The sequence below is a fragment of the Streptomyces sp. NPDC048270 genome (assembly GCF_040652335.1).
Taxonomy (GTDB): Bacteria; Actinomycetota; Actinomycetes; order Streptomycetales; family Streptomycetaceae; genus Streptomyces.
Genome location: NZ_JBEZLV010000011.1, coordinates 118,741 through 134,720 on the forward strand (window position 1 = coordinate 118,741; position 15,980 = coordinate 134,720).

Below are 15,980 nucleotides of genomic sequence, written 5' to 3' on the forward strand. Positions count from 1 at the left end.
AACTCATGGATTTGGAAAGGGCGTTGAGTCTTCGATGACGGAATCGACCGCTCGTCTCGTGCGGCTGTCTCCCACACGCCTGGCAGGCGTGCGCCGCCGGACAGGTGACTACTCCGACAGGACCATCGCCCAAGCGTGCTCCATCGGGCTGTCCTACTGGGCCACCGGCCGCAGCCCCGACGGCATGGACCTCACCTCCGCCACCCAGTTCGCCGACGTCCTCGGCTGGGCCGGCAGTGCGGGCGCGGGGGCCGCCGGATGGGAGGTCGCCGCGGACGGCCGGAGCATCACCGTCCCGGCAGGCGTCGAACCGGCCGACGCCCAGCTCGCCCTGGACGACCTGGCCGACTTCCCCGACCGCACTCTCGCCACCATCGGCCCGTCCAGCGTCGCCGCGAGGCTCGAGACCCTGGCCGAGTGGAACGCCACCGACGCGGAGCGGGTCCGCCCGACCCTCGTGGAGCTGTTCCGCGAGCAGGCCCGGACCAGGCCGGAGGCCGTCGCCGTCGTCGACGCGCACCGCTCCCTGACCTATGGTCAGGCCGCCGAGCTGTCCAGCCAGCTGGCCCACCACCTGATCGAGCGGGGCATCACCCCGGAACAGGTGGTCGGCATCTCGCTGGGCCGCTCCGCCGACATGGTGATCGGCCTGCTCGGCGTGCTCCAGGCCGGGGCCGCCTTCGTACCCCTCGACCCGCAGTGGCCGGCCGCGCGCCGAGCCGTCGTCATCGACGACGCCCGTGTCGTGCTCCAGCTCAACGACTCCGGCGCGCACGACCCGGACGAACCCGAAGCCGTGGCCGTCGACCTCGGCGACTGGCGGTTCGGCTCCTACCCCGGCGGGGGGACCGGGATCACCGTCCCCGGCGGCGCCCTCGCCTATGTGATCTTCACGTCCGGATCGACCGGCCGGCCCAAGGGCGCCATGATCCGCCACGAGGCGATCAGCGAGCGCCTGCTGTGGCAGGTCGACGAGATCCTCGGCTTCGGCCACGACGACGCGTCCCTGTTCAAGGCGCCGCTGTCCTTCGACATCTCCATCAACGAGATCTTCCTGCCGCTGGTGTCCGGCGGCAGGCTGGTGGTCCTGCGGCCCGGCGGCGAACGCGACCCGCACCACCTGCTGAGCGTGATCGCCGAGCAGCGGGTGACCTTCACCTACCTGGTCTCGTCCATGCTGGACGTGCTGCTGGAGATCGCGGGCGACTCCGGGCGGCTGGACAGCCTGCGCCACGTCTGGTGCGGCGGCGAGGTGCTGACCCCGGAGCTGTACGAGCGGTTCCGCGCCCGCCTCGACATACCGATGTACCACGGCTACGGCCCCGCCGAGACGACGATCGGCGTCTCGCACGTCATCTACCGGGGCGCCGCGGAGCGCATGTCCACCTCGATCGGCAAGGCCAACCCCAACACCCGGCTGTACGTGCTGGACGAGGAGCTGCGCCCGGTCCCGGTCGGAGTCGGCGGAGAGCTGTACGTGGGAGGCTTCCTGCTCGGCCGCGGATACGTGAACGCGCCCGGCCTGACCGCCTCCCGCTTCGTCGCCAACCCCTTCGCCGCCGACGGGTCGCGGCTCTACCGGACCGGCGACCTCGCCCGGTTCGCCCCGGACGGATCGCTGGACTTCCTCGGCCGTGCCGACAACCAGATCAAGATCCGAGGCATGCGGCTGGAACTCGAGGATGTCGAGGTCGGTCTCGCGGAACACCCCGGCGTGCGGCACACCTGCGTCGTCGCGCGGAAGAACGCGGCCGGCGGCACCTACCTGGTGGGGTACGTGATCCCGGCCGCGGGCGGCGAGGAGCTGCGGGCGGACGAGGTCAAGGCGTGGGCCGCCGGGCACATGGTGGAGTACATGGTGCCCGCCCACATCGTCGTGATGGAGGAGTTCCCGCTCACCGCGAACGGCAAGCTCGACCGCGCCGCGCTGCCGGAACCCGCGATCGGCACGGGCGCGCCGGCCGCACCCGCCACCGAGAACGAACGCCTGGTCTGCGCGGCCGTCGCGGGGCTCCTGCGCCTGGACGAGGTGGGCGTCGACCAGGACTTCTTCCAGCTCGGCGGAGACAGCATCCTGGCGATCTCGCTGCTGAGCGCGCTGCGCGAGGTCGGCCTGCACGTCACGGCGCGGCAGATCTTCACCCACAGCGTCGTCGGGGCGCTGGCGGCGGTGGCCGGCCGGGACGGCGCCGCCGCCGTGGACCACGCGGACGTGGCGACCGGTGCGGTCGCGGGATCCCCCATCGTGCAGTGGCTCGGCGAGACCACGGACGCCATCGACGGCTTTGTGCAGTCGGTGGTGGTCAACACCCCGGCCGACCTGACCGCCGGGGCCCTCGACACGATCCTCACCGCCCTCGTCGCACGGCACGACATGCTGCGCGCCAGGCTGGTGCGCGGCCACCGCTGGAGCTTCGAGATCCCGGAGCCCGGTCCGGCCGCCCCGCCGTGGCAGGAGAGCGACGGGCCGCTCGACGCCTGCGTCGCGCTGGCCACGGCCGGGCTGGACCCGGCGGGCGGCGTGATGCTGCGCGCCGTCTGGCGCCGCGCGGCCCGCCAGCTGGTCCTGGTCGCCCACCACGTGGTGATCGACGGCGTGTCCTGGCGCATCCTGCGGGAGGACCTCGCCACGGCGTGGCGGCAGTTCGCCGCGGGCACACCGGTCGAACTGCCCGCCGCGGGCACGTCGTTCCGCCGGTGGACGCAGCTGCTGGAGCGCGCCGTGTTCGACGCGGACCGCCCCCACTACCTGCGCCCCCTGCCCGGTGCGGACGCGCCCCTGGGCCGGCGCGAGCCGAGCGCGGCGGACACCGTCGCGCGGGAGCGCACGACGACCGTCACGGTCGGCCCCGAGACCACGGCCGCGCTGCTCGGCGAGGTCCCCGCGAAGTTCCACGCGGGCGTCAACGACGTGCTGCTGACCGCGCTGGCCGTCACCCTCGCCCGCCGGCACCGAGACCTGGGCCGGGACCAGACGTTCGCGCACATCGAGCTGGAGGGCCACGGCCGCGAAGCCCGGTACGTGGCGGACGCCGCCGGCTTCGAACCGGACCTGTCGCGGACCGTGGGCTGGTTCACCACCCTGTTCCCGGTGACCGTGGACCCCGGCCCGGCAGCCGACCCCACCGACCCGCGCTACCTGGCCACCGCCCTCAAGGCGGTCAAGGAGGACCTCGCCCGCGTGCCGTCGGGCGGCCTGTCCTACGGCGTCCTGCGCCACCTCGCCGGCACCCCGTTCGACACGCCCGCGCCCCAGGTGCTGTTCAACTACCTCGGCCGGTTCGATGCCGGAGCCGCCGGAGACTGGGAACTGGCCGCAACCACCGGCCAGTTGGGTGAGAAGCGCGATCCGAGGATGCGGCTGCCGCGCGCCCTGGAGTTCAACGCGATCGCCGAACCCGCCGCGTCCGGCGCGTACGAACTGGTCACCACGCTCTCCTGGCCCGAGGGGATGTTCACCGACGAGGACATCACCGCCCTGTGCGGCTACTTCCGGGAGGCGCTGACCGGGCTGGCCGCACTGGAGGCCGGCGGCCACTCGCCCAGCGACTTCGACCTGGTGGCGCTCACCCAGGCCGACGTCGACGACCTCGACGGCCCTCGGCTGCGGGACGTCCTGCCGCTGACCCCGCTGCAGGAGGGCCTCTACTTCCACTCGGTGTTCGACGACGACTCCGCGGGCAGCTACGTCGAGCAGCAACTGCTCACGCTGGAAGGGGAGGTGGACGCCGACCGGCTCGCGGCGGCGGCCACCCGCCTGCTCGCGCTGTTCCCGAACCTGGCCGCGCGGTTCACCGCCCTCGCCGACGGCCGGGTGGTCTCCGTACTGGAAGGCGGTGTGACGGCCCCCTTCACCACGCTGGACCGCCCCGGCATCACCGACGAGGAGATCCGCGAACACGCCGAGCGGGACCGCCGCGCCGGATTCGACCTGGCCGCCGGACCGCTGATGCGGTACACGCTCATCCGCGCGGGCGCCGGCCGCACCGTCCTGGTGCAGACCGTCCACCACATCATCGCCGACGGCTGGTCGGTGCCGCCGATGCTGCGGGCCCTGCTGGCCGAGTACCACGCGCCGGGCAGCGTCCACCCGCTCGGCGGCTTCGCCGACTACGTCCGCCGGCTCGCCGGCCGCGACGAGGACGAGAGCGACCGCGTGTGGCGCGAGGAGCTCGCCGGTCTGCCGGGCCCCTCGCTGGTCGCCGAGGGGCACACCCCCTCCGACCGGTTCGCCGACACCGCCGTGCAGCCGGCCGACGACATCGACGCGGCCGCCCGGACGGCGGGAGTACCGCTGAGCGCCGCCGTGCACGGCGCCTGGGCGGTGACGCTGGGCGGCGTCCTGCACGCCAGGGACCTCGTCTTCGGCTCCACGGTCTCCGGGCGCGACGCGGACGTCCCCGGCATCGAGGACATGGTGGGCCTGTTCATCAACACGATCCCCGTGCGCGCCCGGTGGTCCCCGGACACCACGGCCCGGGACCTGCTCGCCGCCGTGCGCGCACACCAGAGCGCGGTCCTGGCGCACCAGCACGTCTCGCTGGCGCGCATCGGCCGGCACGTCGGGGCCGGACCGCTCTTCGACACCCTGGTCGTCTTCGACGTCGCGACCGACGTGGCCGCTCTGCGCCGGCCCGGCGACACGCTCGCCGTCACCGGCATCGAGAACGAGGGCGCCCCGCACTACCCGCTGACGCTGGTGGTGGAGCGCGCGGCCGACGGCCGCCCCCGCTTCAACCTGGTCTACGACGGCGCCCTCATACGGGAGGCGGGCGCCCGCGCGATCCTGGACACCTTCACCCGCACCCTCACCGCTCTGCTCACCCGGCCGGACGCCCTCGTCGACGACCTCGCGCAGGACGCCCCCGAGCCCGCACCGGTCGCCCCGGTGACCCTGGGCGCCCTCTTCGACGCCGCCGCACTCCGTGACCCGGCCAGGACCGCCGTCACCCAGTGCGCCCTCGACGGCTCCACCCGGTCCCTGACCTACGGTGAACTGGCCGGGGCGAAGAACGAGCTGGCCGCCGTCCTGCGCGCGGCCGGCGTCGGCCCGGGCGAGCGGGTCGCCGTGGCCGTGCCCCGCTGCGCCGAGCAGGTCGTCGCCCTGGTCGCGATCGTGAGTGCGGGCGGCGCGTACGTCCCGCTGGACCTCGCCTACCCGGACGACCGCCTGGAGTACGTCCTCGCCGACTCCGCGCCGCAGGTCGTGCTCGTCGAGCGCGAGCAGCGGGACCGCTTCACACGGCTGCTGGACCGGGCGGGCGTGCCGGCCCGCGTCCTCGTGCGGGGCGACGAGCTGCCCCGGGACGACAGCCCCGCCGGGACCGACTGGCACGATCCCGCGTACGTGATCTACACCTCCGGTTCGACCGGCAGGCCCAAGGGCGTGGTCGTCCCGCACTCCAGCGTGGTGACCCTGCTCGCGAACACCCGGCCCGCCATGGACTTCGGTCCGCGCGACGTGTGGGTCCAGTTCCACTCGTACTCCTTCGACTTCGCGGTCTGGGAGCTGTGGGGCGCTCTGGCGCACGGCGGTGAGCTGCTGGTGCCGGAGTACGGGCTGACCCGCTCCCCGGTGGACTTCCACCGGCTGGTGCGCGAGCGCGGGGTGACCGTGCTCAACCAGACCCCCTCCGCCTTCCACCAGTTCGCCGAAGCCGACCGGCTGGCGGGCGAGCCGCTGCCCGCCCTGCGGCGGATCGTCTTCGGGGGCGAGGCCCTGGACCTCGGACGGCTGCGCGACTGGGTCGGGCGGCACGGCACCGCCGCACCCGAGCTGGTCAACATGTACGGCATCACCGAGACCACCGTCCACGTCACCCACCGGGTCCTGACCGACGAGGACTTCGCCGCCGGGGACGAACCCAGCCCGATCGGCGGCCCGATCCCCGGGCTCGCCGCCTACCTCCTCGACGAGCGGCTGCGACCCGTGCCGCCCGGCCGGGTCGGCGCCATCTACGTCGCCGGCGACCAGGTGGCGCTCGGCTACCTGGGCAGGCCCGGGCTGACCGCGGGCCGGTTCGTGGCGGACCCGTTCGCGGCCGACGGCTCCCGGATGTACCACACCGGCGACCTCGCCCGCCGCACGCTCGGCGGCGAGCTGGAGTTCGTCGGCCGCGCCGACGACCAGGTGCAGCTCAAGGGCTTCCGCGTCGAGCTCGGCGAGGTGGAGTCCGCGATCAGGGAACTCGACGGCGTGGTCGACGCGGCCGTCACCGTGGCGGACAGCGGCGACCACCTGGTCGCGCACGTCGTGGGCCGGGTGCCCGCGGACCTCACCGGCCCGCTGTCCGCGAAGCTGCCCGCGCACATGGTGCCCGGCCGGGTGCTGCGGGCCGAGGCCCTGCCGCTGACGGTCAACGGGAAGCTGGACCGCAAGGCACTGGCCGCGCGGGCCGGCATGCTCCCCCAGGAGCACCGGGACGCCGGCGCGGCGACCGGCTCCGCGCTCGCCGCACTGGTGGACGTCTTCACGCAGACGCTGCCCGGCGCCGCCGTGGACGGCGACTGCGACTTCTTCCGCGCCGGGGGCGACAGCATCCTCGCCATCACCGTGGTGAACCGGGCCAGGGCGCTCGGCCTCCCGATCGCCCCACGGGACGTGTTCCTGCAGAGGACACCGCGCGCGCTCGCCGAGCACCTGGCGACGAGCACGGCGCGGCCCGCCGCCCCCGCACCCGCCCCCCGCGAGGACGGCCCGCTGACACCGACCCCGATCATCCTGCGCCAGCGCGAACTGGGCGGCTCCCTCGCCCGGTTCGCCCAGGCCCGGACCCTGACGGCCCCCGCGGGCACCGGGTTCGACGATGTCCGGCGCGCCGCGGACGCCGTGGTCGCCGCCCACCCGGCGCTGCGGCTGCGGCTGCGGGTGGAGCACGGGGTGTGGGCCCTGAGCACCGAACCCGCCCGCGGGGCCGCCGTCGTACGGACGGCCGCGGCCGACGCCACGGCCGCGGCGAACGAGGCCGCCGGACGGCTCGACCCCGAGGCGGGCGAGGTCATCGCCTTCTCCTGGCTGGAGGAGAGCCGCACCCTGGTGGTCACCGCGCACCACCTCTGCGTGGACTCGGTGTCCTGGCTGGTCCTGCTCGACGACCTGGCCGCCGCCCTGCGCGGCACCCCCCTGGCACCGCCCACCACCTCCTACGCCGACTACGCGGCCGCCTTGGCCGACCAGTCCGCCCACCCCCTCGCCGACCTCGGCCACTGGGCCGACACGCTCCAGGCGCCCGCGCTGACCGGCGCGGCCGGGACGCTGCGCGAGACCACCGTCGTCCTCCCGCCGGCGGCGAGCGACCTCGTGACGCGCACCGCGCCCGCCGCACTCGGCGTCGGCGTCACGGAGCTGCTGTGCGGCGCGCTGCGCACCGCCCTGACCGGCATCCAGGCCGCGCCGGGCGATCTGGCGGTCGACCTGGAGCGGCACGGCCGGGTCCCGGCGCTGCCCCACCACGACTACTCCCGTACCGTCGGCTGGTTCACCTCCATCGCGCCGGTGCGGCTCACGGCGCACACCGATCCCGTGGCGGCGGCCCGCGAGGTCGCCGAACGCCAGCCGGACGAGCACGCGCACGTCGCCTACGGCCGGCTGCGCTACCTCAACCCGCAGACGGGGCCGCTGCTCGGCGCCCGCCCACAGGTGCTGTTCAACTACCTCGGGCGGGGCGGCGAGTCGCAGGTCCCGCAGATCACCGGCGGCGACCCGGGAAGCCCGTACGCCGTCGAGGTCAACGCCTGGACCGACGCGGCCACCGGCAGCCTGCACGCCGCCTTCACCCTCGCCGCGGGCGTCCCCGACGAGATCACCGACCACTGGCGCGGCGCGCTGGAACGCCTCGCGGAGGCCGCCACGACGGCCGAGCGGACGGCGCCGGTCACCCCGCTCCAGCGGGGCCTGTTCTTCCAGGCCCAGATGGCGGGCCCGGCCGGACACTACGTCGCGCAGAGCTGGTTCGCCTTCGACCGGCGCCTGGACACCAGGGCGCTGGCCGACGCGATGGCATGGGTGATCGCGCGGCACCCGGCCGTCGGCGCGGGCTTCACCACCGACGACGACGGCAACGCGGTCCAGGTCCTCGCAGCCGGCCGGCGGGTCGGCGTCCGCACGCTCACCCTGCAGACCCGAGAAGAGGTCGACGCGCTGCTCGCCCGCGACCGCGACACGGGATTCGACCCGGACCGGCCGCCGCTGATCCGGCTGACCGTGGTGCGCCTGCCCGACGGCCGTGACGGCCTGCTGCTCAGCTACCACCTGCTGCTGTGGGACGGCTGGTCCCGCGAGATCGTGCTGCGGGACCTGTTCGACGCCTACCAGGCCGCCCTCGCGGGCGAGTTGGCGCCGACGGCCGCGGCCGCCCCGGGCTTCGAGGACTACGCCCGCGCCCTCGACGCCAAGGACTCCGCCGCCTCGGAGCACTTCTGGGCGGAGCACCTGGCCGGCCTCGGGGGCCCGACCCTGCTCGCCGGGCCGGCCCCGGTCCTCGTCGACGACCTGCCGCGCACGCTGGTGCACACGCTCCCCGCCGAGCAGTCGGACCTGCTCCGGGACACGGCCCGGGCCCACGGCGTCACCCTGAACTCGGTGCTGACCGGCGCGTTCGGCCTGCTGCTCGGCGCGCGCACGGGCCGCGCCGACGCCGTGTTCGGCGTGACCGTCTCCGGCCGCGAGGGCGAGGGGCTGTCCGACATCGTCGGCGTGCTGCTCAACACCGTGCCGATGTGGACGCGGCCCCGGCCGGACGACACGGTCCGCGACTACCTCGCGGCCGTCCAGGAGGCCAGGGTCGCGGCGATGGAGCACGAGCACCTCGGGCTCGGCGAGATCCAGCGGGCCAGCGGCCACGACACCCTGTTCGACAACCTGTTCGTGCTCCAGAACTTCCTGGACACGGACGCCTTCGCCGAGATGAACGCCCGCCACGGCATCACCGCGGTGCGCGCCGACGACTCCACGCACTACCCGTTCACCTGGGTCGTCACCCCCGGCGAACGGCTCACGGTCAAGCTGGAGTACCGCGACCACGACACCGCGGCCGCCCGCCGGCTCCTGGACGACTACCTGCGCCTGCTCGACGACCTGGCCCGGTCCACCGGACCGCTGGGCGCGCTGCCGGGCCTCGCCCCGCGGCCCGGATCCGCCGAGCGCACGGACATCGGGACGGACACCGTCGTCGACCGGTTCGACCGGGCGGCCGACCGGGACCCGCGGCGGGTCGCGCTCGTCGCCCACGGCCGGACCATGACCTTCGGCCGGCTCAGGGACCGCAGCCGCGCGGTGGCGGGTGTGCTCGCCGGGCGCGGCATCGGCCCCGAGAAGACCGTGGCCCTCGCCGTCCCGCGCTCCCTCGACTCGATCGTGGCGCTCTTCGCGGTCCTGCGCACCGGAGCCGCGTACGTACCGCTGGAGCTGGACCACCCGGACGAGCGGATCGCCGCGATCCTCGCGGACGCCCGCCCCGACGCGATCCTCACGGTGAGCGGAGTGTCGCCCCGGCTGTCCGGCGAGCTGATCGAGCTGGACCGGCCGCTCCCCGAGGCCGAGCCGTTCACCACGTACGCTCCGGACGATCCGGACCGCCTGCGGCACCCCGCCTACACGATCTACACGTCCGGATCCACCGGGCGGCCCAAGGGCGTGGTGACCGAGTACGCCGGACTCACCAACATGCTCGTCAACCACCAGCGCCGGATCTTCGAACCGGTGCTGGCGGAGCACGGCCACCGGGGCTTCCGCATCGCGCACACGGTGTCGTTCGCCTTCGACATGTCGTGGGAGGAGCTCCTGTGGCTCGCCGACGGCCACGAGGTGCACATCTGCGACGAGGAACTGCGCCGCGACGCCCCCCGGCTGGTCGAGTACTGCCTCGAGCACGGGATCGACGTCGTCAACGTGACCCCGACCTACGCCCAGCAACTGGTGGCCGAGGGCCTCCTGGACGACCCCGCGCGGCGCCCCGCGCTGGTCCTGCTGGGCGGCGAGGCCGTCACCCCCACCCTGTGGCAACGGCTCGCGGAGACCGAGGGCACGGTCGGCTACAACCTGTACGGGCCCACCGAATACACCATCAACACCCTCGGCGTCGGCACCTTCGAGTGCGAGGACCCGGTGGTGGGCGTGGCCATCGACAACACCGACGTGTACGTGCTGGACCCGTGGCTGCGCCCGCTGCCGGACGGGGTCCCGGGCGAGCTGTACGTGGCCGGCATCGGCATCGCGCGCGGCTACCTGGGGCAGCCCGCCCAGACCGCGGACCGGTTCGTCGCCTGTCCGTTCGGCGCGCCCGGGGAGCGGATGTACCGCACCGGGGACCTGGTGGCCCGGCGGCCCGACGGGAACCTGATGTACCTGGGCCGCACCGACCAGCAGGTCAAGATCCGCGGCCACCGCGTCGAACTGGGCGAGGTGGAAGCCGCGTTCGCCGCGCACCCCGCGGTGCGGTTCGTCGCCGCGGTGGCCCAGCCCGACCCGCAGGTCGACGGAGCCCACCGGCTGGCCGCCTACCTCGTGCTGGAGGACGCGGACCTCGCGGAGGTCGCGGGCGCCGTGGGCGCCGCGCTCCCGGACTTCCTGCGCCCGACGCACTACGCCCGGGTCGACGCCATCCCGCTCACGGTGAACGGGAAGGCCGACACCAAGGCGCTGCCGGAGGCCAAGCCGCTCGGCGCGCTCACCACGGCGGGGGAGCGCGGCCCGCAGACGGAGACCGAGCAGGCGGTGTGCGAGTTCTTCGCGGAGGCACTGGACCTGGACGATGACGAGGTGAGCGCGGTGAGCGATTTCGTGTCCCTCGGCGGACACTCCATGCTGGCGGTGCGGCTGATCGGGCTGCTCCGCCGCGAGTACGGTCCTGTGATCACGATCCGTGATCTGTTCATGCTGCGAACCCCGGAAGCGATTGCCCGTCACCTCGATGAAGACTCCTGACGCGAAGCGGCCCCACCCGGGGTCCGACATCCTGCGCACCGCGCTGCGCCGCAACATCGGCGCCATGGCCGGGGGCACCGTCCTCATGGGCCTCTACCAGGCCGGTGAGACCGCCTTCCCGATCGCGCTCGGCCTGATCGTCGAGCACACGATGCGCGGTGAGCGCAGCCTCGGCGCGCTCGCCGTGTCGATCGCCGCGCTGGCCGTGATCATCACGACGGTCTCCCTGTCGTGGCGGTTCGGCATGCGCGTCCTGCAGAAGGCCAACACGACCGAGGCGCACCGCTGGCGGGTCAAGGTCGCGGACTGCGGGCTCCAGCCGGTGGCCAGGAACGTCGGCCTCAAGTCCGGCGAGGTCCTGACGATCGCCACCGAGGACGCCGACCAGACGGCCGACATCATCGAAGTGGTGCCGCTGCTGATCAGCTCGCTGGTCGCGGTACTGGTCGCGGCGGTCGCGCTCGGGCTGGCCGACCTCCGGCTCGGCCTGCTGGTGATCGTGGGAACGGCCCTGATCCTGTCGATCCTGAGCGTGATGTCCAAGCGGATCGGCTCCAGCACCCGCGAACAGCAGGCCAGGGTGGCCCGGGCGGGCGCGAAGGTGGCCGACCTGATCACCGGACTGCGCCCGCTGCACGGCTTCGGCGGCAACCACGCGGCCTTCCGCTCCTACCGGAAGGTCAGCACCGAGGCCAAGCAGCAGGCGGTCACGGTCGCGGTGGCGAACGGCGCGTACGCGGGCACCGCCATGGCCCTCAACGCCGCCCTCGCCGCCGCCGTGACCCTGACGGCCGGATGGCTGGCGTTCGACGGCGGGATCACCATCGGCGAACTCGTCATGGCCGTCGGGCTGGCGCAGTTCATCATGGAACCGCTCAAGATGTTCTCCGACATGCCCAAGTACGTGATGATGGCGCGCGCCTCGGCCGAGCGGATGGCCCTGGTGCTGGTCGCGCCACCGGTCACGACCCCCGGGCCGGAGCGCCCGGCCGCGGGCGGGGACCTCGAACTCGACTGCGTCCGGTACGGGGCCCTGCGCGCGCTGAAGTTCCAGGTGCCCGCCGGCGCGTTCGTGGCGGTCGCCTCCTACCAGCCCCGCGCGGCGGCGGACCTCGCCGCGGTCCTGTCCGTGAACGTGCCGCCCGAGGCGTACGAGGGCGTGGTGCGGGTCAGCGGCCAGGAGATCGCCGAGCTGTCGGTCGAGGCGGTCCGCGCGCACATGCTGGTGAACCCGTACGACGCGGAGATCTTCGCGGGCACCCTCCGTACGAACATCGACCCCTCGGGCACGAGCCGGACGGTCGACGAGGCCGTCGAGGCCTCCATGCTGACCGATGTCGTCGCCCTGCACCGCGACGGACTGGACTACGCCGTCCGCGACCGCGGCGCGAACCTCTCCGGCGGGCAGCGCCAGCGGCTGTCGCTGGCCCGTGCGCTGGCCGCCGACACCGACGTCCTCGTCCTGCACGATCCGACCACCGCGGTGGACGCGGTCACCGAGCAGCTCATCGCCCGCAACATCGCCGAGCTGCGCCGGGGCCGCACCACCGTCGTGATCACCAGCAGCCCGGCACTGCTCGACGCCGCCGACCGCGTCCTCGTCCTGGCCGACGGGGTCGTCACCGCGGAGGACACCCACCGCAACCTCCTCGCGACGGACGAGGACTACTGCCTGGCCGTGGCCCGGTGAGCCGAACCGGCCGGGTCAGCCGCCTCGGTACGGCGGGCCGATGACCGACAGCCCGACCCGGCCGGCCGGCCGGGCGGGCGTACCGCCGCGCGTCGCGACCCGGTGAACCTTTGCGGTCACCGCACTAGCCGAGCGCCCAGGCGACGTCGCGGAGCAGGGCGTGGCGCCAGCCCGCCCGGTCGTGGCCGGAGGGGGAGCGGGAGACGCGGACGGTCGCGCCGGCCCGTTCGGTCAGGGTCTCGACCTGCTCGCAGTGGGGGAGCATCCGCGTCTCGTGTTCCCCCACGTCGAAGGCGATCCGCAGACCGGAGGGGACGGGGCGCTCCCGCAGCCGCGCGGCCAGCGCGCCGCCGGCCGGGCCGCCCAGGGGGTCCGCCAGGTCCGCGGCCCCGGGAGCCCACCAGAACGAGCCCGACTGGCAGGCCACCCGGGACACCAGGCCGGGGAACTCCAGCGCCGCGTACATGGCGCTGAGCCCGCCGAGGCTCTGCCCGGCGACGACCAGCCGCTCCCCGTCCGCGGGCAGGCCGGTCTGGGCCACCAGCGGAAGCAGCTCGTCCCGTACCGCCTCCCACAGCGCGGGCCGGCACGCGAACTCGGCCTCCCGGTCGCGGGCCGACAGGAAGACCAGGGTGACGGGGGGCATCTCCCCGGCGGCTACGGCCGAGTCGAACGCGGTCATGGCCGGGTGCAGGTACAGCCAGTCGTCCCCGTCGAGCAGCAGGACCACCGGGCCGCCGCCGCCCGCGGGGTGGACCCGTACGGTGCGCCGCCCGCCGAGCCGCTCGCTGCTCCAGCGGACCCGGGTCCGCGGGAGGGGGAGCACGTCCGCGGCGCCGACGGCGGGCCAGTGCGGCTGGGCCGGCGCGTCCGGGGTCGCGGCGATGGACCGGTCCCCGCCCGCCCCGGCCGGGTTGAACGGGTCGGCGTGCGCGGCGCCTTCGACGAGGAACTGGTAGGTCACGCGGAGCCGCGCGGGCATGGGTACCTCGGCGTACCAGCAGTCCGTGCCGCCCCACCGGCGCAGGGGCACCGGCTCCGGCCGGCTCTCGAAGCCGATGCTCGCCGGTGCCCCGCGCCACAGGAACAGGGTGGTCCAGCCCCCGCCGCCGGCGGCGACCGACGCGGGGGTCCGGGCGGCCGCCCAGAAGGCCTCGGTGCCGGGTTCGCCGGGCAGCCCGTACGCGGCGAAGGCGTGTTCCGTTCCGGCGCCGCGGCCGGAGACGGGATCGGTCAGGCGCATCGGGATCTCCTTGTGAGCGGCAAGGGGACGGACTAAGCTCGTCACAATTAGGCGAGCCTAACCTAATCATGACGTTCCCGGGAGGCACCGACCGTGAGCACCAACCCGTTCGACGACGCCGAAGGCCGCTTCCTCGTCCTGGCGAACGACGAGGGGCAGCACTCGCTCTGGCCGTCCTTCGCCGCGGTGCCCGGCGGATGGACCGCCGTCTTCGGCGAGGACACCCGAGAGGCGTGCCTGGACTTCGTCGAGGCCAACTGGACCGACCTGCGCCCCCGTTCCCTCACCCGTTCGACGGACGCCTGACCCCACCCGCCGCCACCCCCAGGGGACGACACCGCCGATGCTCTGCACCAAGCTGACCAACGCCCGCTTCCTCACCATGGACCCGGACCATCCGGTCGCCCGCCAACTGGGCATCTGGCAGGGCCGGATCGTCGGCCTGGACGAGGCCGTGGCCGCCCTGCCGGCGCGCGAGGTGATCGACCTCCAGGGCGCCACCGTGCTACCCGGCTTCATCGACGCCCACGTGCACCTGCCCTGGACCGGTTTCAAGCAGAACACCGCCAGCATCGCGGGCTGCACGCGGATCGACGACGCGCTCGCGGCCGTGGCGCGGGCCGTCGCCCGCAAGAACACGCCCGGCGCCTGGGTGAGCATCGTCGGCTACGACCAGCGGGCACTGGGCCGCCACCTCACCGCCGCCGACCTGGACCGCGTGAGCCAGGGGCACAAGCTGTACGTGCTGCACGACTCCGGGCACGGCTGCGTCGTCAACACCGCCGTCCTCGACCTGCTCCCGGCCGACGTGCCGCACGAGAACGGCTTCCTCGCCGAGGGTGCGATGGGCGCCGCCCGCGCCCTGCGGCTGCCCTACTCCCAGGAGGAGTTGGCCGAGGCGATCGGCCGAGCCGCCCGGACCTGCCTGGCCGAGGGCGTCACCGCCTGCGCCGAGGCGGGCATCGGGGGCACCCTCTTCGGCCACAGCCCGGTCGAGCTGGGGGCCTACCAACTCGCCCGGGAGAAGGGGCTGCTGCCGCTGCGGGTACAGCTGATGGTCTCCGCGGACCGGCTGCACACGGTCGCCGCCCACGCGGCCGACGGCATCCCCAAGGCCCTCGACCTCGGCCTGCGCACCGGCTTCGGCGACGACCGGCTCTCCGTCGGGGCGCTGAAGATCTTCACCGACGGCGGCATGATGGCCCGTACGGCGGCCCTCAGCGCCCCCTACGAAGGGCTCGACCACGGCGGGCAGTTGCAGGACGACCCCGAGGTGCTCGCGCAGTCGATCGTGGACGGCCACCTCGCCGGCTGGCAGCTCGCCGTGCACGCCATCGGCGACCGCGCGGCCGACGTGGCCCTGGACGCCCTGGAACGGGCCCAGCGCCTGCGGCCCCGGCCGGGCGCCCGGCACCGCATCGAGCACGCCGGCCTGATCCGCCCCGACCAGCTGCCGCGGATCGCCCGCCTCGGCGTCAGCGCGGTCGTCCAGCCCAACTTCCTGCGCTACTTCGGCGACGACTACGCGGCGATCATGGGCGCGGAGCGGGCGCCGTGGCTGTACCGCGGCCGGGGGTTCCTCGACCACGGCATCACCCTGGTCGGCAGCTCCGACCGGCCGGTGACGGACGGGTCGCCGCTGCGGGCCGTCCAGTTCATGGTGGAGCGGGCCTCCGAGTCCGGCCGGCTGATCGGCCCCGACGAGGGCATCACCGTCGACGAGGCCCTGCACGCCTACACCGTCGCCGGGGCCTACGCCTGCCACTGGGAGGACACCGCGGGCAGCCTCACCCCGGGCAAGCGCGCCGACCTGGTCGTGCTCGGCGACGACCCGCGGCGCGTCGAGGTTGCGCGCATCGGCGGCATCGAGGTGGTGGCCACGTACGTCGACGGCCGCGAGAGCGGAAAGCCGGCCGCGTAGGCGACCGGCGCGGACCCCGGCCGGTCGGCCGGACCACCGACCAGGAGCCTGCGCGGCGAACGCCGCCGTCCCGCCCGGGGGTTCGGGCGAGCTCCCGGCGTCGGTCGGCGCCGCCGAACCCACCCCACCGACGCTGAGGACGGTCGATCCGGCCGCGCTCCAGGCCCCGTGGAGCGTGAGGCGAGGCCCGGACCCCGCGGGA

General features: G+C 74.4%; 5 protein-coding genes. 4 read left to right on the forward strand and 1 reads right to left on the reverse strand.

What is annotated here, in order from left to right; all coding sequences use genetic code 11:
- Nucleotides 1-34: 34 nt before the first annotated feature.
- Both AB0D66_RS12945 and AB0D66_RS12950 read left to right on the forward strand, forming a co-directional pair.
- Nucleotides 35-10,924 (forward strand): amino acid adenylation domain-containing protein, encoded by a 10,890-nt coding sequence (locus AB0D66_RS12945; RefSeq protein WP_362301078.1) that lies wholly within the window; start codon nucleotides 35-37, stop codon nucleotides 10,922-10,924.
- Nucleotides 10,911-12,614, forward strand: a complete 1,704-nt coding sequence (locus AB0D66_RS12950; RefSeq protein WP_362301081.1) for an ABC transporter ATP-binding protein — start codon at nucleotides 10,911-10,913, stop codon at nucleotides 12,612-12,614. Before AB0D66_RS12945 ends, AB0D66_RS12950 begins: the two co-directional genes overlap by 14 nt.
- 124 nt (nucleotides 12,615-12,738) lie before the next feature.
- Here the strand turns inward: AB0D66_RS12950 and AB0D66_RS12955 are convergent, their stop codons facing one another.
- Nucleotides 12,739-13,857, reverse strand: a complete 1,119-nt coding sequence (locus tag AB0D66_RS12955; RefSeq protein ID WP_362301084.1) for an alpha/beta hydrolase-fold protein — start codon at nucleotides 13,855-13,857, stop codon at nucleotides 12,739-12,741.
- A 93-nt stretch (nucleotides 13,858-13,950) separates the two neighbouring features.
- On the opposite strand from AB0D66_RS12955, the gene AB0D66_RS12960 reads away from it, so the two are divergent.
- Complete coding sequence (locus AB0D66_RS12960; RefSeq protein ID WP_362301087.1) at nucleotides 13,951-14,163, forward strand: MbtH family protein; 213 nt, start codon at nucleotides 13,951-13,953, stop codon at nucleotides 14,161-14,163.
- A gap of 37 nt (nucleotides 14,164-14,200) precedes the next feature.
- A complete protein-coding gene (locus AB0D66_RS12965; RefSeq protein ID WP_362301090.1) occupies nucleotides 14,201-15,778 on the forward strand; it encodes an amidohydrolase in 1,578 nt (525 codons plus the stop codon).
- Nucleotides 15,779-15,980 lie beyond the last annotated feature (202 nt).

Bases quoted from the DNA above. Each gene is read 5' to 3' on its own strand.
- AB0D66_RS12945 (WP_362301078.1), top strand. From the start codon at position 35: ATGACGGAATCGACCGCTCGTCTCGTGCGGCTGTCTCCCACACGCCTG.
- AB0D66_RS12950 (WP_362301081.1), top strand. From the start codon at position 10,911: ATGAAGACTCCTGACGCGAAGCGGCCCCACCCGGGGTCCGACATCCTG.
- AB0D66_RS12955 (WP_362301084.1), bottom strand. From the start codon at position 13,857: ATGCGCCTGACCGATCCCGTCTCCGGCCGCGGCGCCGGAACGGAACAC.
- AB0D66_RS12965 (WP_362301090.1), top strand. From the start codon at position 14,201: ATGCTCTGCACCAAGCTGACCAACGCCCGCTTCCTCACCATGGACCCG.